Consider the following 20,635-nt stretch of genomic DNA (forward strand, 5'->3'; position numbering starts at 1 on the left):
CAGCGGGGACTTGGCCCTTCTCCTCGAGCTCGGGAGCCTCGGTGGGAGGCTCAGCCCATCTCCTCCAGCGTCTTGCCCTTCGTCTCCTTGACGTACTTCAGGACGAACGGGATGGAGAGCGCGGCGAACGCCGTGTAGATCACGTAGGTCAGGGAGAGGTTCCACTCGGCCAGCGACGGGAAGCTCGCGGTGATGGCCCAGTTGGCGATCCACTGCGCGGCCGCGGCCACGCCCAGGGCGGCGGCCCGGAGCTTGTTCGGGAACATCTCGCCGAGGAAGACCCAGACGACCACACCCCAGGACAGGGCGAAGAAGAGGACGAACACGTGGGCGGCGATCAGGGCGATCCAGCCCTGGGTGGCCGGCAGCTTGCCGTCGACCAGGTCGAAGGAGAACGCCCAGGCCTCCAGCGCCAGGCCGATCACCATGCCGACGGAACCGATGAGGGCCAGCGGCTTACGGCCGACGCGGTCGACGAAGATCATGGCGATCACGGTGCCGACGATGTTGATGATCGACGTCGTGAAGGAGTAGAAGAACGAGTCCGTCGGGTCGACGCCGACCGACTGCCACAGGGTCGAGGAGTAGTAGAACGCGACGTTGATGCCGACGAACTGCTGGAAGACCGAGAGGCCGATACCGATCCAGACGATCGGCTTGAAGAAGAAGCTGCCGCCGAGCAGATCCCTGAAGGACGACTTGTGCTCGCTCTTCATGGCGTGCTCGATCTCGGCGACGCGGGCGTCCAGGTCGATCTTGTCGCCCTCGACCTCGGTGAGGATCTCGCGGGCCCGCTCGTGCTTGCCGACGGAGATCAGAAAGCGCGGGGACTCGGGAATGGCGAAGGACAGCAGACCGTAGAGGACGGCCGGGATCACCATGACGCCGAGCATGACCTGCCAGGCCTCGAGGCCCATCAGCTCGCCGCGCTGGTCGCCGCCGGCGGCGTTCAGCAGACCCCAGTTGACCAGCTGGGAGATCGCGATGCCGATGACGATCGCGGCCTGCTGGAAGGAGCCGAGCCGACCGCGGTAGGCCGGTGGGGCGACCTCGGCGATGTAGGCGGGGCCGATCACGGAGGCCATGCCGATGGCGAAGCCACCGATGACGCGCCAGAAGGCCAGGTCGTACAGCGAGAACGGCAGCGCGGAGCCGATGGCACTGACCGTGAACAGCACGGCCGAGATCTGCATGCACCGGATACGGCCGATACGGTCGGCTATGCGACCCGCGGTCGCGGCGCCGATGGCGCAGCCGATCAGAGCGATGGCGATGACCTGGGCCAGCGCCGCGGAGCCGATGTCGTAGCGGTCCCTGATGGCCTCGACGGCACCGTTGATGACGGAGCTGTCGTAGCCGAAGAGGAACCCGCCCATCGCGGCCGCCGCCGCGATGAAGATGACATGTCCGAGATGATCGGGATGAGCCGATGCGGCTCCTGACTGTGGTGCCTGCGCTGTGCTGGTCACGTGTACTCCTCGGGCCACCGGCAACGCTGCCGGTGTGGGGGGAAACCCTTCCAGTGGCACACAGCTCGATGCCGCCCACCACCTGAAGGTAAAAGCAACGTTGCAGAGACTATGCCTTCAAGTTTCGAAGTCAATAGGTCGTCTGCTGTGAACTTCGAGATGCGGGTGTCCCGCTTGGGTTCAAGAAGTGAAGCAATTAGGGAGCGGCGACAGAGGCGCAGGTGGCGATAGGTGTAGACCGCACGGGTCTAGCGCAGCCGCTGGGAGATGACCTTCGACACACCGTCGCCCTGCATGGAGACGCCGTACAACGCGTCGGCGACCTCCATCGTGCGCTTCTGGTGCGTGATCACGATCAGCTGGGAGGCCTCCTGCAGCTCCTGCATGATCCGGATCAGCCGCTGGAGGTTGGTGTCGTCGAGCGCCGCCTCGACCTCGTCCATGACGTAGAACGGACTGGGCCGCGCCTTGAAGATCGACACCAGCAGCGCCACGGCGGTCAGGGAACGTTCGCCGCCCGACAACAACGACAGCCGCTTGACCTTCTTGCCCGGTGGACGGGCCTCGACGTCCACGCCCGTGGTGAGCATGTTGTCGGGGTCGGTCAGGATCAGCCGGCCGTCGCCGCCCGGGAACAGCCTGCTGAACACGCCCTCGAACTCGCGGGCCGTGTCCCGGTAGGCCTCGGTGAAGACCTGCTCGACGCGCTCGTCGACCTCCTTGACCACCTGAAGCAGGTCGGCACGGGTCTTGCGCAGGTCCTCGAGCTGCTCACTGAGGAACTTGTGGCGCTCCTCCAGCGCCGCGAACTCCTCCAGGGCGAGCGGATTGACCTTCCCGAGCTGCTGGTACGCCCGCTCGGCCGACTTCAGCCGCTTCTCCTGCTCGGCCCGGTGGAACTGCCTCGGCTGGTTGCGCGGGTGCTCCGGATCCTCCGGCAGCTCCTCGCCCTCGGCGGGGGGCGAGGGCGGCACCAACTGATGCGGGCCGTACTCGGCCACGAGCCCCGCCGGTTCCACACCGAGTTCCTCCAGCGCCCTGGTCTCCAGCTGCTCGATGCGCAGCCGCTTCTCGGCGCCGAGTACCTCACCCCGGTGGACTGAATCCGTCAACTTGTCGAGCTCCGCCTTGAGATCGCGCCCCGCGTTGCGGGCGGCGGCCAGCTCCTGCTCACGGCGGGCCTTGGCGGCCTCGGCGGCGGTGCGCTCCTCGTCGGCCCTCGTGAGGGAGACCTCGACGTGCGCGAGCAGCTGCCGCGCACCCAGGGCAACGGCTTCGGCGACGGCCGCCTCGTGCCGCAGGCGGGCCCGCCGCTGCTCGGCACGCGCGCGTGCCTCGCGTTCCGCGCGTGCGGCCCGGTCGAGCGAGTCGGCCCGTCCGGACAGGCCCTTGACCCGCTCCTCGTGCGTACGGACCTGGAGGCGGGCCTCCATCTCGGTCTGCCGGGCGTTGGCCCCGTCGGCGGCGAGCCGGTCGCGTACCGAGGTGTCGGGCTCCTCCTCGACCGGCATCTCCTCGGCGACGGCGAGCCGCTCGGCGAGTTCCTCCACGTCCTGAAGGGCCTTCTCCAGCGCCTCCTGAGCCCGCGCGGCGGCGGCGACGGACCGTTCGGCCTCACCGGCTGCCCCGCGCGCCTGTCCGGACAGCCGCCCCAACTGCTGCGCCACGGCCGACTTCTCCCGGTCGGCGGCCCGGCGCCGCTCCCCCAGTTCCTCGACCCGGGCCGCGCAGTCCTTGCGCCGCTCGCCGGCCGCGTGCTGCGCCTCGGACAGCTCCTCGCACCGTACGGCCAGCTCCTCGAGCTCTGCGGCGGCCTCGTCCACCGAGGCCTGCACCTCGATCAGACTGGGCGCGCCGGCGGACCCGCCGTGCGCGAAGTGCGCGCCCAGCAGGTCGCCGTCGGCGGTGACCGCGGTGAGGTCGGGCCGGCCGTAGACGAGGTCCTCGGCGTCCTCGAGGGTGCTGACGACGACGATCCCGCGCAGCAGTCGGCGTACGGCGGGCATGAGGTCCGAGGGGCCGCGGACGAGGTCGGCGGCGAACGTCGGACCATCCGCCGCGTGGTCCCGGACACCGGCCCCGCCGGCGTCCGGGACGGCTGCCGATGACGCCGGTCCGCCGCTTCCCGACCGGGCGGCGGCCGCTCCCGTGTCCTCCGGGGCGCCCGCCAGCAGCAGCGCCGCCCGGCCGGCGTCCTGCTTGCGCAGCAGGCGGATCGCGTCGGCGGCCGCGGCCGGGGTGGTGACCGCGAGGGCGTCCGCGGCGGCACCGAAGGCGGCGGCCAGGGCGACCTCGTGGCCCGGCGTGACCCGCAGCAGTTCGGCGGCCGGGCCGAGGAGACCGGTGAGGCGGTCCTGCGCGCCGAGCAGCGCGCCGGTGCCGTCCTTGCGGCGCAGTCCGAGGGCCAGGGTCTCGTGGCGGGCCTGGGTCGCGGCCCGCCTGCGCTCCGCCGCCGTGACCGCCTCGCGAGCGGCGCTCGCCGCGGCCTCCGCCTCGGACAGCTGCCGCTTCGCCGTGTCGTGCTGGTCGGCGAGTTCCGCGTCGTCGGCGTCGAGGCCGTCGACCTCGGCCTTCAGTGCCTCGTACTCCTCCTGCGCCCCCACCGCCCGCTCCTGGGCCTCGTCCCTCGCGGCGGCCAGCCGGTCGATCTCGGCCTGGGCGGAGGCGGCGCGCGAACGGGCCGCGTTGACCTGGCCGTTCAGCCTGGCCAGCCCTTCGCGGCGGTCGGCGATCGCGCGGGCCACGTCCTTCAGGCGCCGTTCCTCGTGGGCCAGTTCGCGCTCCAGCTCGGCGCGGTGCGCGACGGTGTCCTCCAGGGCGTGCTCGGCCGCTTCCAGGGCCGCTTCGAGCTCGGCCTCCTGCTCACGGATCCGGGCGGCCTCGCGCTCCATGTCCTCGGGGTCACGGCCGCGCCGCTCCTCGGGCGGCGCGGAGGTCGCGCTCTTCACGCGGGCGTCGGCCAGCGAGACGGTGCCGCGCACCCGCTCGGCCAGCTGGGAGAGCTCGTACCAGGTCTGCTGCGCCCGCTGGAGGCGTGGCGTGAGCCGGCGTACCTCGTCCTCCAGGTGCCCCTCACGCTGCAGGGCCTTCCTGAGCTCCAGCTCGGCGGCTTCCTTGCGCTCCTTCAGCGCGGCCTCGTCGGCGACCTCCAACTGCAGCGCCTGCCGCAGCCGTACGAGATCGTCGGCGAGGAGCCGCAGCCGGGCGTCGCGCAGGTCGGCCTGGATGACGGCGGCCCGTCTCGCGACGGCGGCCTGACGGCCCAGGGGCTTGAGCTGGCGCCGCAGCTCGTCGGTCAGGTCCTGCACGCGCGCCAGGTTGGCCTGCATCGCGTCCAGCTTGCGCAGCGCCTTCTCCTTGCGCTTGCGGTGCTTGAGGACGCCCGCGGCCTCCTCGATGAAGGCGCGCCGGCCCATGGGGTCGGCGTGCAGGACGGAGTCGAGCTGGCCCTGGCCGACGATGACGTGCATCTCGCGGCCGATGCCGGAGTCGGAGAGGAGTTCCTGGATGTCGAGGAGGCGGCAGGTGTCGCCGTTGATCTGGTACTCGCTGCCGCCGTTGCGGAACATGATCCGCGTGATGGTGACCTCGGCGTACTCGATGGGCAGCGCGCCGTCGGAGTTGTCGATGGTCAGGGACACCTCGGCGCGGCCCAGCGGGGGGCGGCCGGTGGTGCCGGCGAAGATGACGTCCTCCATCTTGCCGCCGCGCAGCGACTTGGCGCCCTGCTCCCCCATGACCCAGCTGAGCGCGTCCACCACATTGGACTTGCCCGAGCCGTTCGGCCCCACGACGCACGTGATGCCCGGTTCGAACCGGAGCGTGGTCGCCGAGGCGAACGACTTGAACCCGCGGAGGGTCAGGGCCTTGAGGTGCACGGCGCTGGACTCTACCTTCCGGGGGTGTCTCACTCCATGAACCCACGGTTTCACCCATGAACGTGCAGGGCACACCAGACGTTAAAGAGAGTGGAAGGGCGCAGACGCACGGGGGAAAGAAAGAAGGGACGCCGAAGCGTCCCTTGCAGACTCTGACAACTTAGCGGTTGATTCAGGCCGCCCAACCACTGCGTGAGCTGTCGTGTAGCGATGCAGTGATCAGGTGAGCGCAGGCTCCGCCTGGTGTGCGTCGATGCTCTCCAGGATCCTGTCGTGAGAAGCGGCAGCCGCGAGCGCGTCGTTCTCGGCCTGGATCCGTACGAGCTCGGATTCCAGGTCCTGGACGCGCTGCTGAAGCCGTCGCATCTCGGCGAGGAGTCGAGGGTCGGAGCCGCCGACGTAACCGAGAAGCGCCTTTGCCATGATGGATGGTCCTCCACACTGAGTGACCGACCGAAGCGGTGTGGGTCGTGAGGGATTCGCACCCGCGGTGCTTGACACTTTTGAGTTCGTGCTGCCGTTCTTCCATGCCAAACAGCTAAGGTGCGCGGGGTGCTTTCAGCGTCTCACCAAAAAGTTTGACGGTCAACACGATCACGCCCCGTATTGGCGGGCAACCCACTGCCGCGCGGCCGGAAAACGGCGACGCTGCGACTCCTGCGGGACCCCCGGGGCGTGACGATCATCCTTACGTGCGGAGCCTGCCACGGCAAGGGGTTCTTGGCAACCACCAGGCTCTTTCTGCTTCCGGCAGGTGCCAGTGGCATGTCCCTCCGCTTCCGCCTGGGCCGATTTACAGAATCGGGTCAGCGGATGGCAAAGCCGTCGTAGCCGCCGCGAGGTGTGTCCCAGATCTCGGTGACGCCGTCCACGCGTCCGGGCGTGTCGTCACCCTGGAGCCAGTCGAGCAGTCCCTGGCACCCCGTGCGCGGCCCTTCGGCGACCACCTGGACCCGTCCGTCGCCCAGATTGAGAGCAAAACCACTCAGGCCGCCGATCTCCAGGGCCTTGGCCCGCGTGAACCAGCGGAAACCCACACCCTGGACGCGTCCACGCACCCAGGCGACCAGTCGCACATCCTCGCTCATAAGTGCAACCTAACGGGCCAATGTCTCTCGGGACACTTCCTCCCCTGGCGCCATGCGGTACCGTCCTCCACCAATGAATCTCATACGAAACTCACTCGATCGTGTGAGTTTTGTGAGCTTGGTTGGCCGGGGGGACGCGTCGACCGCCAGGACTAGGAAGGCAAGGACATGGGACGCCACCGACGCTCCGCCGCCGGCCGCGCCGCCACGGGCCGCGCCATGGTGGGCACAGCCCCCTACCTGAACACGGAAACGCACGAGGACGCCTACGCGGAGGGTCACGAAGACGCCTACGCGAGGAGTGACGCCTACCTCTTCGCGTCCGAGGAGGACTACGCCCTGTACCGGGGCGAGGGCTTCACGCCCGACGCCGGCGGCCGGCGCGGTGGATCCCACCGCCGTCGCCGCAGGAGTGTCGTGACGCCGGTGAAGACCGGCCTGCTCGGCGTCTCCGCCGCGGTCGCCCTCGGCACGGTCGCGGTCGCCACCGGCGCCGTGCCCGGCCTGGAGAACTACAAGCTCGGCGGGGGCAACAGCAACGGCGGCGACAGCGTGCAGGCCGCGAACTCGCCGACCAACAGTCCGACCGAGCAGGGCGGCACCTCCGGCAGCGCCGAGAGCCGCGACGAGGGCACCTCGACCAGCCGGGACGCCGAGCGCTCCACCTCGCCCTCGCCCTCCCCCTCGACGTCGTCGGCCACGCCGACCGAGACGCCGTCGAAGAAAGAGCGGGCCACGCCCAGCAAGAAGCCGGAGCCGGCCCCTTCGCGTAAGGCCACGAAGGCGCCGAAGGAGAACAGCGCTCCGGTGACGGTGTCCGCGGAGACCACCGCCGCGGCCGAGGTGCTGAAGCTGGTCAACGAGGAGCGGGCCAAGGTGGGCTGCAGCGCGGTCGCCGCCAACAGCTCGCTGGCCGACCTGGCCGAGGCCTTCAGCGAGGACATGGCCGCGCGCGGGTTCTTCGACCACACCGATCCGGACGGGCTGAGCCCGTGGGACCGGGCCGCGAAGGCCGGCATAACCGACCTCGGCGGCGAGAACATAGCCCGGGGACAGGCCGACGCGGCCGCGGTGATGGAGGCCTGGATGAACAGCCCGGGCCACAAGGCCAACATCCTGAACTGCGACTTCAAGACTCTGGGAGTCGGCGTTCACCTCGGGTCCGGCGGCCCCTGGTGGACGCAGGACTTCGGGTACTGAGACCGGCCGACGCAGGGCGATGCGGCGGGCTCGTACGCGAGCCCGCCGCATCGCCCTGCCCGCTGCCGACGGTCCCGAGACGCGCGGCACCCCGGCACCCTGGACACTAACTTCTGGTTAGCGCACCCTTCTGGTGAGCGCTGCGTTCGCGTACGCTGGAGCGATGAGCACCATGCACGAGCACGCAGAGGAGAAAGACCTCCCCTTCGACGTGTTCGCCAGGGCCTGCCCCTCCCGCGTCACCCTGGAGCACGTCACCGGCCGCTGGGGCGCCCTCACCCTCGGCGCCCTGCACGAGGGCTCGCTCCGGTTCAACGAGCTGCGCCGCCGGGTGGACGGCGTGAGCGAGAAGATGCTCTCCCAGACCCTCCAGGCCCTGGAGCGCGACGGCCTCGTGCACCGCGAGGCCCAGCCCACCAACCCGCCCCGGGTGGACTACGAGCTGACCCCGATCGGCCGCGAGGTCGCCACCCGGCTGATCAGCCTCATCCAGTTCGTGGAGGGACGGATGGGCGACGTCCTCGCCGCCCGGGAGCGCTACGACACGACGCGCGGCGCCCGCTGACACCTCGGGCAGAAGTAGCTGGACCGGTTCATCCAGGGCCGGCGCCGCATCGGCGTACCGCAGCGCTTGCAGGGCAGACCCTCGCGTCCGTACGCGTCGAGCGAGCGGTCGAAGTATCCGGACTCCCCGTTGACGTTGACGTAGAGGCTGTCGAAGCTGGTGCCGCCCACATCGAGGGCCGCGTTCATCACGTCCCGGACGTGGCCCAGGAGTTCGGCGGTGCGCGGGCGCGTGAAGCCTGCCGTCGGTCGCTCGTAGTGGATGCGGGCCCGCCACAGGGCCTCGTCGGCGTAGATGTTGCCGACGCCGCTGATCAGCGACTGGTCCAGCAGGGCCCGTTTGACGGTGCTGCGCTTGCGGCGCAGGGCCTGGTGGAAGACCTCGTCGTCGAACAGCGGGTCCAGGGGGTCGCGGGCGATGTGCCCGATGACGTCGGGCAGGCCGTCGGGGGTGGTGTCGTGCAGCGACAGACCGCCGAAGGTGCGCTGGTCGACGAAGCGGAGTTCGGTGTCCACCTCGTCCGCGAACCGCACCCGGATCCTTAGGTGCTTCTCGTCGGGCGCCTCGTGCGGCTGGACCAGGAGCTGTCCGCTCATGCCGAGGTGCGCCAGGACCGCCTGCCCGGTGTCCTCCTGCGGCAGCCACAGGTACTTGCCGCGGCGGCTGGGGACGCCGACGCGATGACCCTTGAGTCGGTGCGTGAAGTCGTCGGCTCCGGCGAGGTGACGACGGACCGCGCGCGGGTGCAGCACCTCGACCTCCGCGACCGTCCGGTGGGCGACCCACCGTTCGAGTCCGCGCCGTACGACCTCGACCTCGGGCAACTCGGGCATGGAACTCCCCTGTCACAGACCGGTGGATGAGTCGAGCGCCCGCCCCCGTGGCGGGGGACGGGCGCTCGGTATGCGCTTGTTCGGTCAGGCGGAGACGGACGACGGACCTTCGCCGTCCTGGGCGGCCAGTTCGGCCGCCTCCTTGGCGCGCTGGTCCGCGGCGGCCCTGATGGACCTCCATGCGGACTCCGCGGCCTGCTGCTCCGCCTCCTTCTTGCTGCGGCCGGTGCCGGTGCCGTACGAGACGCCTCCGACGCGGGCGGCAGCAGTGAAGGTCTTCTCGTGGTCGGGGCCGGTCTCCGTGACCAGGTACTCGGGCACGCCGAGTCCTTCGGTCGCGGTGAGCTCCTGGAGACTGGTCTTCCAGTCCAGGCCGGCTCCGAGGTTCGAGGACTTCTCGATCAGCGGGTCGAACAGGCGGTGCACCAGCTCCGCCGCCGAGTCCAGACCCTGGTCGAGATAGACCGCGCCGATCACCGCTTCCAGGGTGTCGGCAAGGATGGACGCCTTGTCCCGGCCGCCCGTGCCCTCTTCACCGCGGCCGAGCCGGATGAAGGAACCCAGGTCGAGCCCACGGCCGACCTCCGCCAGCGCACGAGAGTTGACCACCGCGGCCCGCAACTTGGCCAGCTGGCCTTCGGGCAGGTCGGGGTGGGTTCGGTACAGCGTGTCCGTGACCACGAGGCCGAGCACGGAGTCCCCGAGGAACTCCAGGCGTTCGTTGGTCGGCAGACCGCCGTTCTCGTACGCGTACGAACGGTGGGTCAGCGCACGCACCAGAAGGGCGGACTCGAGCTTGTACCCGAGCCGCCCTTCCAACAGCGTGTGGGACGAGGCCGTGTTGTCCGCCGGGCTACTCCCGCTCGCGCGGGGAGCGTTCTTCTTAGGCGTGGACACAGTGCCTCTCACCAGCCGCTCAGACCTCGAGAACCTGGCGCTTGTTGTAGGTGCCGCAAGACGGGCACGCGATGTGCTGCAGCTTGGGCTCGTGGCAGCGCTCGCACGCAACCAGGGTGGGGACCGCAGCCTTCCACTGCGACCGGCGGTGGCGCGTGTTGCTGCGCGACATCTTCCGCTTCGGAACAGCCACGGCTACTTCTCCTGCTTCTCGTCGACGCCCGCTTCGGCGCCGCTCATCTCGTCCTTCTCGCCGTCTCCGAGTGAACCGGCGAGTCCCTGCAGTGCCGCCCAACGAATGTCGACGGCGTCATGGTGGTGGTCCGGGTCGTCCGTGAGCCGCGCTCCGCACTCGGAGCACAGGCCCAGGCAGTCGTCCTGGCACACCGGCTGCATCGGCAGTGCGAGCACCACCGCATCACGCAGCACGGGTTCGAGGTCGAACAAGCCGTCCTCGATGAAGAGCCTGTCCTCGTCTTCCTCGGCGTCGTCGGCCGGCTCCGCCTTGGGGCGGCCCCGGTCGTCGGCGTCAGGGTACGAGAACATCTCCTGGAAGTCCGCTTCGAGCGCCAGCTCGAGCGGCTCCAGACACCTTACGCACTCCCCCTCGGCCTGTGCACGGGCGGTGCCTGTGACGAGCACACCTTCCATGACGGACTCGAGCCGGAGTTCGAGCTTCACCGGGGCGCCTTCCGGCACTCCGATGACCTGCTGGATCCCGAGATCCTTGGGGGCGTCGATCTCGCGGGTCAGGCGCTGCAGCGCGCCAGGACGCCGCCCCAGCTCGTGTGTGTCGAACACGAGAGGGTTGCGGTGGTCGAGGCGGGCGTTCAGAGCCATTCCTGCTTTCGATCTTTCCGAGCTCAGGGACGCTGCCCTTCGGTGTTCCCGGGCAGCGCTGATCGCGGACGTTCACGCGACCGAAGAGCCAGGATACTGGACCTTTCGCTCATGGCCCAATCCGGTGTGCTCTCCCCGCCGCCGCCCCTGGGCGAGGAGGCTGATCAGCCGTTTCCGCGTCCCTGTTCATAGGCCCGCAACTGCTCCGCGCTGATCATGCCGGTGTCGAAGAGGCTGGTCTCGTCGAGGGCTGGCATCTGCTGCTGCTCGGCGTAGCCCTGCTGGGCCTGGTGCGGGTCGTAGGCCGCCTGCTGACCTTCGTAGCCCTGGCCCTGGTAGGCGTAGGGATCGGCCTGCTGGTAGCCGTACTGGTCCTGCTGGCCGCCGTACTGCTGCTGGTAGCCGCCGTAGGGATCGGCCTGCTGCTGGTAGCCGTAGGCGGGCTGCGGCTCGTACTGCTGCGGTACGGGCTGCTCCGCGGGCGCGGACCGGGCGGCCGGGGTGTCCGCCTGCGCGAGGGCGGCGAGGTCGTCCAGGTAGTCGGCGTCGCTGGAGTGCCGGACGGTGCTGAGGTCGTCGGCGAGGGCGCCGAGGTCGTCGCTGGCGATCCGGCCGTGCAACTTCTGCCGGCCGCGGCCGACGGCCTCCAGGGTCTTGGCCAGGACCGCCTCGAAGGCGCCGAGCTTGACGTCGACGTACTCGTCGGCGCTGCGGCGCAGGGTCTCCGGGTCGTGGCTGCGCTCGGGAGCGTCCTCGTCCTCGTAGCCCTGTTCGTCGACGCCGGGTCCGGTGCCGAGGAGCTTCTCGCGGCCGCGGCCCACCGAGCCGAGGGTCTTGGTGAGGACTACCTCGAAGTTGGCGAGCTTGGAGTCGACGTAGTCGTCGGCCTCCGCGCGGACGTCCTCGGCCTCCTTGCGGGCCTCGGTGAGGATGCGGTCGGCCTCGGCCTGGGAGCGGCGGGCGACCTCCGTGTCGGAGATCAGGGAGCCACGCTCGGCGTGCGCCTGCCCGATGATCCGCTCGGCCTCCTGGCGGGCCTGCTCGACCATCTGCTCGCGGTCGCCGATCAGCTCCTGGGCCTGCGCGAGGGAGCCGGGCAGGGCCTGGCGCACCTCTTCGAGCATCGAGAGCAGGTCGGCGCGGTTGACCACGCACGAGGCCGACATGGGCATCGACCGGGCACCGGAGACCGCGGCCACGATCTCGTCGAGCTTCTTCTGCACGTCCACCTGTGCTCGCCACTCTCTACAGCTGTGTTGGAGACGGACGGGACGACTGTACGGCCATGGGGTGGCCGACCGACACCGGGTGACGGCCCGTCAGGTTCTCAGTCCTGCTTCAGGCGCTCGGACAGGGCCTCGAAGACCACCGGCGGCACCAGGTGGGACACGTCTCCGCCCCAGGTCGCGACCTCCTTGACCAGGGAGGACGACAGGAAGCTGTAGGTCGGGTTGGTCGGGACGAAGAGCGTCTCGACACCGGAGAGGCCGATGTTCATCTGGGCCATCTGCAGCTCGTAGTCGAAGTCGCTCACCGCGCGCAGGCCCTTGACGATGGCCGGGATCTCGCGCTGCTTGCAGAAGTCGACGAGGAGGCCGTGGAAGGCCTCGACTCGGACGTTCTCGTACTCGGCGGTGACCTGGTGGATCAGGTCGATCCGCTCGTCGACCTCGAACAGTCCCCGCTTGGACTTGTTGATCATGACCGCGACATAGACCTCGTCGTACAGACGGGAGGCGCGGGAAATGATGTCTAGGTGTCCGTTGGTGATCGGGTCGAACGACCCGGGACAGACGGCGCGGCGCACTTGAGATCCCTCGCTCTCCGGTCCGGTCATCGTGCGTCTTCGCACGTAGAGGCGGCGCGACCGTACCAAAACGTTCCCTCGCCGTAACGACGGGCCCTGATCGCGTCAAAACCGTCCGGCCACGCGAATACGCCACCTCTGGTGCTGCGCTCCACGGTGACGAGGGCATCGGGCGCGAGCCAGCCCCCCGAGCGGAGTGTGAGCAGGATCTCCCGAAGATCGTCGTCCGTGACGGCGTACGGCGGGTCCAGGAAGACGAGGTCGTACGGCTGGGCCGGCGGCGTCTGGATGACCTGCCGGGCCTTGCCCGCGATGACCTCGGCGCCGGGGAGGCCGAGGTTCCTCACGTTCTCCCGGACGGTTCGGGCCGCTCGCGCGTCGGCCTCGACGAGCAGGGTGTGACCTGCGCCGCGGGAGAGGGCCTCCAGGCCCACGGCACCGGAGCCGGCGTACAGGTCGAGGACGCGTTCGCCCTCCAGGGGGCCGCCGAGCAGGGACTGCCAGGTGGAGAAGAGGCCTTCGCGTGCGCGGTCGGAGGTGGGGCGGGTGCCGGTCCCCGGCGGGACGGCCAGGCGGCGTCCGCCGGCTGCGCCGGCGATCACGCGGGTCATTTGTGGTCCTTGGCTGTGGGCGTCTTTGGGTCCAGTGTGGCCGGTCGCGCGGTTGTCCGCGCCCCTGGGTCGGTCTGCTTCACCCCTTTTCCAGGTACTGCTCCCTTTCCTCGTCCAAGAGGGCGTCCAGGGCCGTCCGCAGTCCGGGGAGTCCCGTCAGTTCCGGGTCGGCCTCGACCACGGCCGCCGCCTCCTGACGGGCCTCAGCGATGATCTCCTCGTCCTCGATGACCGCGAGCATCCGCAGGCTGGTGCGGGCGCCGGACTGGGCCTGGCCGAGGACATCGCCCTCGCGCCGCTGCTCGAGGTCGATGCGGGAGAGTTCGAAGCCGTCGAGGGTGGCGGCGACGGCGTTGAGCCGCTGGCGGGCCGCGCTGGCCTCGGGCATCTCGGTGACCAGGAGGCACAGGCCGGCCGCCGAGCCACGGCCGACCCGGCCCCGCAGCTGGTGGAGCTGCGAGACGCCGAAACGGTCGGCGTCCATGATCACCATCGCGGTGGCGTTGGGCACGTTGACGCCGACCTCGATGACGGTGGTGGCGACCAGGACCTGGGTCTCGCCGGCGGCGAAGCGCCGCATGACCGCGTCCTTGTCGTCGGGGTGCATACGGCCGTGCAGGACCTCGACCCGCAGGTCCCCGAGCGGGCCCTTGGCCAGCTGGTCCGCGACGTCCAGGACGGCGAGGGGTGGGCGCTTCTCCGCCTCGTCCTCGGGGGACTTCTTCCTGCCGGCCTTCTTCGGGTCGTCCTCCTCGTCACCGATGCGGGGGCAGACGACGTACGCCTGATGGCCGTTCTCCACCTCCTCCCGCACCCGCTCCCAGGCCCGGGACAGGAAGTGGGGCTTGTCGGCGGCCGGTACGACATGGCTGGCGATCGGCGAGCGGCCGGCCGGGAGCTGGTCGAGGACGGAGGTCTCCAGGTCTCCGAAGACGGTCATCGCGACCGTGCGGGGAATGGGCGTGGCGGTCATGACGAGCAGGTGCGGGGGCTGCTTGCCCTTGCCGCGCAAGGCGTCGCGCTGCTCGACTCCGAAGCGGTGCTGCTCGTCGACGACGACCAGACCGAGGTCGTGGAACTGGACCTTGTCCTCGATCAGCGCGTGGGTGCCGATCACGATTCCGGCCTCGCCGGTCACGAGATCGAGCAGCGCCTGGCGACGGGCGGCGGCTCCCATGGACCCGGTGAGCACCACCACCTTGGTCGCCCGCTCGGCCCCGCCGAGCATCCCGCCCTCGGCCAGCTCCCCCATCATCTCCACGACCGACCGGTGGTGCTGCTGGGCGAGCACCTCGGTGGGCGCGAGCATCGCGGCCTGACCACCGGCGTCGACCACGGCGAGCATGGCCCGGAGGGCCACCATGGTCTTGCCCGAGCCGACCTCGCCCTGGAGCAGCCGGTGCATCGGATGGTCCGTGGCGAGGTCGTCGAAGATCTCCTTGGAGACCTTCTGCTGGCCCTCGGTGAGGGTGAAGGGCAGGCGGGCGTCGAAGGCGGTGAGCAGGCCGTCGGGGGCGGGTCTGCGGGGTACGGCCGGGAGTTGGGCGTCGGCGTGGCGGCGGCGGGCCAGAGCGACCTGGAGGACGAAGGCCTCGTCCCACTTCAGGCGGGCGCGGGCGTCCTCGATGTCCGCCTTGGTGTGCGGCCGGTGGATCTTGAGGAGGGCCTCGGGGAGGGAGACCAGGCCGCGGCCCTCACGGAGGGAGTCCGGGAGCGGGTCGAGGGCGTCCTGGGCGCTCGGCAGCACGGTCTGGAGCGCCTTGCCGATCTTCCAGGACTCCAGCTTGGCGGTGGCGGGGTACATCGGGATCAGGGCGCCGGCCCAGGTGTCGACGGCCTCCTCGCTGTCACCGCGCAGCAACTCGTAAGCCGGATGGGCCAGTTGGAGGCGGCGGTTGAAGACCGAGACCTTGCCCGCGAACAGTGCGCGGGTGCCCGGCAGCAGTTCCTTGTGCGGTTTGTGCACGCCGTTGCCGAAGAACACCAGCTGGAGCCGGCCGCTGCCGTCCGTGATGGTCACCTCGAGGCGCTGGCCTTTGCCGCGCGGGGCCTTGGCGGAGGCGAAGGTGTGCAGGCGGGCGTCGGCGACCTGGGCGACCACGGTGACGTGTTCGTCCATGGGGAGGTCGGCGAGGTGGGTGAGCCGGCCCCGCTCCTCGTATCTGCGCGGGTAGTGGTGCAGAAGGTCGCCGACGGTGTGCAGGCCGAGGTGCTCGGCCATCACCTTCGCGGTGGCGGGGCCGAGCACTGACTTGAGGGGCTGCTTCAGTGGTTCTTCCAGTGCGGGCACGAGATCCATTGCACACCACGCCACTGACATTGCCGTATACATAGCGGGAAACCCCTGGTCAGACGGCTCGTTCGGGCCTTAGGATGACGCGCTCCGGCCATCCCCCGCGGTCACCGCCTCACACGGGACCGCCCGACCCCGCGCCGTCGCCCATCCCCCCACCGGCGCTGCGACGATGGACTCCCAGATCTCACAGCCCTCCCAGGCATCCCCGTCACCCCAGTCACCCCACACGTTCCAGGTCGACCTGCGCGGTCTGGTGGACCTGCTGTCCCATCACCTCTACTCCAGCCCCAAGGTCTATCTGCGCGAGCTGCTGCAGAACGCGGTGGACGCGATCACCGCCCGCCGGGCGGAGCAGCCCGACGCCCCCGCGCGGGTGCGGCTGTACGCCGAGGGCGGCTCGCTGCGTGTCGAGGACTCCGGAGTCGGACTCACCGAGGCGGACGTGCACACGCTCCTCGCGACCATCGGGCGCAGCTCCAAACGTGCCGACGGACTGCGGGAGGCCCGCTCCGACTTCCTCGGGCAGTTCGGCATCGGGCTGCTCGCCTGCTTCGTGGTCGCCGAGCGGATCAGGGTGGTCAGCCGCAGCGCGCGTACGCCGGATGCCGCGCCCGTGGAGTGGACGGCGAGCGACGACGGTTCGTACACCGTGCGGACGCTGCCGGACGAGGCCCGTCCGGAGCCCGGCACCACCGTGCACCTGGTGGCGCGGGCGGGCACCGGGGAGTGGCTGTCCCAGGAGCGGGTCCTCGCGCTGGCCCGGGACTTCGGCTCGCTGCTGCCGTACGACGTGCGGGTGGGCGAGGAGGCGGTCACCGATCTGCCCGCGCCCTGGGACCGGACGTATCCGAGTCCCGCCACCCGCAGGGTGGCCCTGGCGCGGCACTGCTACGACCTGTTCGGGTTCACGCCGCTGGACTCGATCGAGCTGGACGTGCCGCTCGCCGGGATCCGCGGGATGGCGTACGTCCTGCCGTCGGCCGTCAGTCCGGCCCAGCGGGCGGGGCACCGCGTGCATCTCAAGGGCATGCTGCTCACCGAGCGGGGCGAACAGCTGCTGCCCGACTGGGCGTTCTTCGTGCGCTGCGTCCTGGACACGGACAGCCTGCGCCCCACGGCCTCCCGCGAGTCGCTCTACGAGGACGAGACGCTGGCCGCCGTACGGGAGGCACTGGGCGAAAGGATCCGGTCCTGGCTGACGGGCCTGGCGGCCGGGGATCCGCAGCGGCTCGCGGCCTTCCTGGCCGTGCACCACCTGGGCGTGAAGTCGCTCGCCCGGCACGACGCCGAGATGCTGCGCACGATGCTGCCGTGGCTGCCCTTCGAGACGACCGACGGGCGGCTGTCCCTGGAGGAGTTCGCGCAGCGGCACCCGGTGGTGCACTTCACGCGGACCGTCGAGGAGTACCGGCAGGTCGCGCCGATCGCGTCCGCGCAGGGCGTCGGGGTGATCAACGGCGGTTACACGTATGACAGCGAGCTGGTCGAGGCGCTGCCGTCGGTGCGGCCGGGGACGGTGGTCGCCGAGCTGGACGCGGACACCGTGACCGCCCATCTGGACGCGGTCGACCCGGCCGAGGAGCTGGCCCTGTCGGGCTTCCTGGCGGCCGCACGGGCGAAGCTCGACCCGTTGGGCTGTGACGTCGTCCTGCGTGCCTTCCATCCGCTCTCGGTGCCCGCGCTGCACCTGGACGACCGGTCCGCTCGGCACGAGCAGGCCCGGGCGGACGCCGAGGAGCAGGCCGACGACCTGTGGGCGGGCATCCTCGGCTCACTGCGGGGCAGCGCCCCGCGCGCGCGGCTGGTGCTCAACCACCTCAACCCGCTGGTCAGGCGGATCAGTTCACTCGGCGACCCGGAGCTGATCGGCACCGCCACGGAGTCCCTGTACGGGCAGGCGCTGCTGATGGCGCAGCGACCGCTCAGGCCCGCGGACTCGGCACTGCTGAACCGGGCGTTCATCGGCCTCCTGGAATGGGCCACCCACGGCGAGGACGGTCACTGATGAGCGGGATCACGGACTTCGACGAGCTGCGCCGGGCGATGGCGGAGAACTCCGAGCAGCCGGAGGGCCCGGCGCGCAACGCGCGCGCGGAGCAACTGCTCGCCGAGGCGGAGAAGCTGAACGTGCCGCTCGCGGTGATCGAGGCGCTCGGGCACCAGCTGAAGGTCTACAACTACAGCTCCGAAAAGGCCAAGATGTTCGTGCCCTTCGCGCGGCTGCTGCGCATGTGGGACGAGCGGCCCGAGGACTTCGACGCCTACGAGACGCACTCGCTGCACTGGGTCTTCAAGTGGATGTCGGCCGGCATGCTGGACCAGCCGCACGTACCGCTGGCCTCCGTCGAGAAGTGGCTCGGCGAGATGGAACACCGCTACCGGCTGGCCGGGCACTCCGAGCGGGCCGTGCGCAGTGCCGAGTTCAGTGTGGCCGCGCACACCGGGGACGTGGAGCGGGCCGAGCGGGCGTACGCCGCCTGGCTGGCCGCCGACCGGGACGCCATGGCCGACTGTCACGCCTGCGAGCTGCACGGGCAGGGCTGGTGGCAGGCGGAGCGCGGGCGGGACGCGGCGGCGCTGGAGCTGTGGGCGCCGGTCCTGGAGGGCGAGTACACCTGCGCGCACGAGCCGCACACGGTGCTCGCGTCCTCCCTGACGCCCCTGCTGCGGCTCGGCCGCGCGGACGAGGCGCGCGCCCACCATCTGCGGGGTTTCCGGCTCGTACGGGCCATGGAGAGCATGCGCGGGGCCTACGCGGACCACGTCGAGTTCTGCGCGCTGTCCGGCAACGAGGCCCGCGGCCTGGAGCTGCTCGCACAGCGGCCGGCGTACTTCACGGACGACGGGCATCCGCGCAGCAAGCTGGACTTCATGGCCGTGGTGGCCCTGCTCATGGACCGTTTGACCGAGCTCGGGCTCGGCGAGCAGCGGGTGCCGGGACCGGCCGACCGGGCGTGGAGCGCGCGCGACCTCGCCGCGCACGCTCGGGGCGAGGCCCTCGCGCTGGCCGCCCGCTTCGACGAGCGCAACGGCACGCGGCACGTCAGCGAGCGGGCACGCGCGCGTATGGCGCAACGTCCGCTGGTGGAACGGCTGCCGCTGGGCGTGCGGTCGGCGCGGGCCGCCGTCTCGCCTCCCCCGGCACCGCCGGCCGCTGTCACCCCGGCGACCGGCGACGAGCCGGACCTGACCGCCCTGATCGCCGAGGCGCGGCGGATGTCGGACACCCTGCAGCCGGACGCCGTCGAGGCGTGGGCGGCCGTCGCCCGGGCCGCGGAGGGCGTCGAGCTGGACGCCCTCGACCGCGCGGAGATCGCCGACCACGAGGCGATGGACCGCGGCCCCGAAGGGGCCGCTCTCTTCGAACGTGCCGCCGAGCTGTACGCGGAGGCGGGCGACCCGGGAGAGGCCCTGGCGGCACGCACGCGTGCGGCCTATGTACGCGCCCTCACGGGCCAGGTGGACCAGGCCCTGACGGCGGTCGCCGAGCCCTACGACGAGGTCCTCGCGCTGTACGCCGAGGACGGCACGGGCGTACGGCAGACGGCGTCGGTGCTGATGGGACGGGCGCGGATCCTGATGCGGCGGGTGCAGGAGGTCGTGGAGTCCCTGGGGGACACCGGCTCCGAAGGCGGCGAAGACCCCGCCGACGGCCCGCGGAGGGCCGGCGACCCGGGGGGCGGCGTCTCGGGGGGCGCCGTCTCGGTGGGATCGGTGCTCGCGGATGCCGGAGCCGCCGCGCGGGAGGTGCTGGCGCTGGTCGAGGGGCGTACCGGGGACGACGTGCGACTCGCGGCGCGGGCCGCCGAGGCGCAGGCGATGCTCGCGGAGCTGGCGGCGAACGCCGGGGACGTGGAGCGGGCCGCGGAGCTGTTCAGGCGCTCCGCGGCGGCGTACGTCGGCGCGGGGGTGCCGTGGTTCGCGGTGGAGTACGAGGCCCGGCTGGCGGGGCTCGCGCACCATCTCGGGGACGTCGCCGAGACGGAACGGGCGCTGCGGGCGGCCCTGGAGCACGGCGGGGCGCAGCTGGAGGCGATCGGGCGGGCCCAGCTGCGCCTCCAGCTCGCCGAGGTCGTCGGCGGCAGGGGACTGCCGGAGGAGGCGGCCGAGCACGCCCTTGAGGCGGCCCACTGGGCCGACGAGGCCGGCGAGGGCCCGACACTCGGCGCCTGGGCCCGGCACCAGCTCGGCGGCTTCCTGCTGCGGCTGGGACGGTGGGCCGAGGCGGCGGAGGTGCTGGAGTCCGCGCTGCCCGACCTGAGCCTCGAGACGCACGGCGACGGCGCGATCGTGCAGACGCAGTGGTGGCTCGGCGACTGTCTGAGCGAGCTCGGCGAGCACCGCGCGGCCGCCGAACGCCGGCTCCAGGCGGCCGAGATCGCCCGCCACTGGCCCGAGCAGCACGACCACGCGACGCTCGCCCACCTGGCCGCCGAGTCCCTCGGGCACGCGGGGCTGCCCGCCGAGGCGGACCGGGCGTACGCGCGCGCGGGCGACCTGTGGCGCTCGCTCGGCAACGTCCACGGCCTCGTCCGCTCCCTGCGCGCCCGGGCGTGGCTCGCTCTGCGGCCGGAGGAAGGGCCTGAGGCGGCGAGGGAGTTGATGGCGAGCGCGGTCCGGGAGTGCGAGGCGGCGCTGGGCCCGGAGGGAGCCGACGAGGGCGCCCGGCAGCGGTTGGTGGCCGAACTCGGCCACACCCGGCGCCAGTTCGGCGACCTGCTCGCCCGTTCCGCCGCCGAGGACGACGAGGACGATTCGATCCGCGCCGTACTGGAGGAGTCCCTGGCCCAAGTCGCCGAGGCCATCGTGCTGTTCGCCGCCCTGGGCGACGACGGTCTGCACAGCCGGACCGGCGCCGAACTGACCGCGGGCTGGCTGGAGGCCGACCTGAGCCGGCCGGCCCGGGCGGCCGCACGCGCGCGCGCGGTACTGGCGGCGTACGACGCCGAAGACGAGGACGAGACGGCACAGGCACGCCTCGCCGAGGCACTGCAACTGCTCCAGGTCATGGAGGACCAGCCGGAGGCACGAGCGGACGAACAGCCGGCCGACTAGGGCCCGCCCATCGGGGGCGGCGACGCGAGCGCAGGCCATGTACGGCCCACAAGGCGAGTCAGCGCGAGCGCGGGCCGTGCACCGGCCTCCACAAGG

Annotated in this window: 16 protein-coding genes; 4 read left to right on the forward strand and 12 right to left on the reverse strand. The window is 71.1% G+C overall.

Translation table 11 applies throughout. From position 1 onward, the window contains the following. Window positions 1-50: 50 nt before the first annotated feature. From AQJ84_RS29695 to AQJ84_RS29710, 4 genes are all read right to left on the reverse strand, one after another. Window positions 51-1,469, reverse strand: coding sequence for a sugar porter family MFS transporter (locus tag AQJ84_RS29695; protein WP_030041004.1), 1,419 nt, complete (start codon window positions 1,467-1,469; stop codon window positions 51-53). A gap of 248 nt (window positions 1,470-1,717) precedes the next feature. Further along, the gene (gene smc, locus AQJ84_RS29700) at window positions 1,718-5,347 is read right to left on the reverse strand and encodes a chromosome segregation protein SMC (RefSeq protein WP_053191526.1); all 3,630 of its coding nucleotides are present in this window, start codon (window positions 5,345-5,347) and stop codon (window positions 1,718-1,720) included. Between the two features lie 219 nt (window positions 5,348-5,566). Then, on the reverse strand, window positions 5,567-5,770 hold the full coding sequence (locus AQJ84_RS29705; RefSeq protein WP_030041001.1) for a hypothetical protein: 204 nt from the start codon (window positions 5,768-5,770) through the stop codon (window positions 5,567-5,569). Window positions 5,771-6,153: 383 nt separating this feature from the next. Continuing rightward, entirely contained in the window at window positions 6,154-6,435 is a 282-nt protein-coding gene (locus AQJ84_RS29710; RefSeq protein ID WP_030041000.1) for an acylphosphatase, read from the reverse strand. A 168-nt stretch (window positions 6,436-6,603) separates the two neighbouring features. On the opposite strand from AQJ84_RS29710, the gene AQJ84_RS29715 reads away from it, so the two are divergent. Both AQJ84_RS29715 and AQJ84_RS29720 read left to right on the forward strand, forming a co-directional pair. After that, window positions 6,604-7,635: a CAP domain-containing protein gene (locus AQJ84_RS29715; protein WP_030040999.1), complete on the forward strand. Its 1,032-nt coding sequence runs from the start codon at window positions 6,604-6,606 to the stop codon at window positions 7,633-7,635. A 163-nt stretch (window positions 7,636-7,798) separates the two neighbouring features. Further along, window positions 7,799-8,200 (forward strand): winged helix-turn-helix transcriptional regulator, encoded by a 402-nt coding sequence (locus AQJ84_RS29720; protein ID WP_030040998.1) that lies wholly within the window; start codon window positions 7,799-7,801, stop codon window positions 8,198-8,200. On the opposite strand, the gene mutM is transcribed toward AQJ84_RS29720, so the two are convergent. The 8 genes from mutM to recG form a co-directional block, all read right to left on the reverse strand. Continuing rightward, window positions 8,173-9,033: a bifunctional DNA-formamidopyrimidine glycosylase/DNA-(apurinic or apyrimidinic site) lyase gene (gene mutM / locus AQJ84_RS29725; protein WP_030040997.1), complete on the reverse strand. Its 861-nt coding sequence runs from the start codon at window positions 9,031-9,033 to the stop codon at window positions 8,173-8,175. The genes AQJ84_RS29720 and mutM overlap by 28 nt on opposite strands. Before the next feature lie 84 nt (window positions 9,034-9,117). After that, window positions 9,118-9,930 (reverse strand): ribonuclease III, encoded by an 813-nt coding sequence (gene rnc, locus AQJ84_RS29730; protein WP_037803041.1) that lies wholly within the window; start codon window positions 9,928-9,930, stop codon window positions 9,118-9,120. Window positions 9,931-9,949: 19 nt separating this feature from the next. Further along, the gene (gene rpmF / locus AQJ84_RS29735) at window positions 9,950-10,123 is read right to left on the reverse strand and encodes a 50S ribosomal protein L32 (RefSeq protein WP_007493396.1); all 174 of its coding nucleotides are present in this window, start codon (window positions 10,121-10,123) and stop codon (window positions 9,950-9,952) included. A gap of 2 nt (window positions 10,124-10,125) precedes the next feature. Then, window positions 10,126-10,770: a YceD family protein gene (locus AQJ84_RS29740; protein WP_030040995.1), complete on the reverse strand. Its 645-nt coding sequence runs from the start codon at window positions 10,768-10,770 to the stop codon at window positions 10,126-10,128. A 164-nt stretch (window positions 10,771-10,934) separates the two neighbouring features. Further along, a complete protein-coding gene (locus AQJ84_RS29745) occupies window positions 10,935-11,999 on the reverse strand; it encodes an ATP synthase F0 subunit B (protein ID WP_053191528.1) in 1,065 nt (354 codons plus the stop codon). A 98-nt stretch (window positions 12,000-12,097) separates the two neighbouring features. Next, complete coding sequence (gene coaD / locus AQJ84_RS29750) at window positions 12,098-12,577, reverse strand: pantetheine-phosphate adenylyltransferase (RefSeq protein WP_030040993.1); 480 nt, start codon at window positions 12,575-12,577, stop codon at window positions 12,098-12,100. A gap of 26 nt (window positions 12,578-12,603) precedes the next feature. Next, window positions 12,604-13,188 (reverse strand): 16S rRNA (guanine(966)-N(2))-methyltransferase RsmD, encoded by a 585-nt coding sequence (gene rsmD / locus AQJ84_RS29755; RefSeq protein ID WP_030040992.1) that lies wholly within the window; start codon window positions 13,186-13,188, stop codon window positions 12,604-12,606. A gap of 79 nt (window positions 13,189-13,267) precedes the next feature. Next, on the reverse strand, window positions 13,268-15,487 hold the full coding sequence (gene recG, locus AQJ84_RS29760; protein ID WP_030040991.1) for an ATP-dependent DNA helicase RecG: 2,220 nt from the start codon (window positions 15,485-15,487) through the stop codon (window positions 13,268-13,270). Between the two features lie 166 nt (window positions 15,488-15,653). Between recG and AQJ84_RS29765 the strand changes: the two genes are divergently transcribed. Together AQJ84_RS29765 and AQJ84_RS29770 are read left to right on the forward strand one after the other, a co-directional pair. Beyond that, on the forward strand, window positions 15,654-17,489 hold the full coding sequence (locus AQJ84_RS29765; RefSeq protein WP_030040990.1) for an HSP90 family protein: 1,836 nt from the start codon (window positions 15,654-15,656) through the stop codon (window positions 17,487-17,489). Next, on the forward strand, window positions 17,489-20,539 hold the full coding sequence (locus AQJ84_RS29770) for a hypothetical protein (protein ID WP_053191530.1): 3,051 nt from the start codon (window positions 17,489-17,491) through the stop codon (window positions 20,537-20,539). Before AQJ84_RS29765 ends, AQJ84_RS29770 begins: the two co-directional genes overlap by 1 nt. Window positions 20,540-20,635: the final 96 nt, after the last annotated feature.

Origin of the sequence: Streptomyces resistomycificus, assembly GCF_001514265.1 — a bacterium.
Classification (GTDB): Bacteria; Actinomycetota; Actinomycetes; order Streptomycetales; family Streptomycetaceae; genus Streptomyces; species Streptomyces resistomycificus.

Coding starts and splice junctions, on each gene's coding strand:
- AQJ84_RS29705 (WP_030041001.1), bottom strand. CDS start 5,770: ATGGCAAAGGCGCTTCTCGGTTACGTCGGCGGCTCCGACCCTCGACTC.
- AQJ84_RS29710 (WP_030041000.1), bottom strand. CDS start 6,435: ATGAGCGAGGATGTGCGACTGGTCGCCTGGGTGCGTGGACGCGTCCAG.
- AQJ84_RS29715 (WP_030040999.1), top strand. CDS start 6,604: ATGGGACGCCACCGACGCTCCGCCGCCGGCCGCGCCGCCACGGGCCGC.
- AQJ84_RS29720 (WP_030040998.1), top strand. CDS start 7,799: ATGAGCACCATGCACGAGCACGCAGAGGAGAAAGACCTCCCCTTCGAC.
- mutM (WP_030040997.1), bottom strand. CDS start 9,033: ATGCCCGAGTTGCCCGAGGTCGAGGTCGTACGGCGCGGACTCGAACGG.
- AQJ84_RS29740 (WP_030040995.1), bottom strand. CDS start 10,770: ATGGCTCTGAACGCCCGCCTCGACCACCGCAACCCTCTCGTGTTCGAC.
- rsmD (WP_030040992.1), bottom strand. CDS start 13,188: ATGACCCGCGTGATCGCCGGCGCAGCCGGCGGACGCCGCCTGGCCGTC.
- recG (WP_030040991.1), bottom strand. CDS start 15,487: ATGGATCTCGTGCCCGCACTGGAAGAACCACTGAAGCAGCCCCTCAAG.
- AQJ84_RS29765 (WP_030040990.1), top strand. CDS start 15,654: ATGGACTCCCAGATCTCACAGCCCTCCCAGGCATCCCCGTCACCCCAG.
- AQJ84_RS29770 (WP_053191530.1), top strand. CDS start 17,489: ATGAGCGGGATCACGGACTTCGACGAGCTGCGCCGGGCGATGGCGGAG.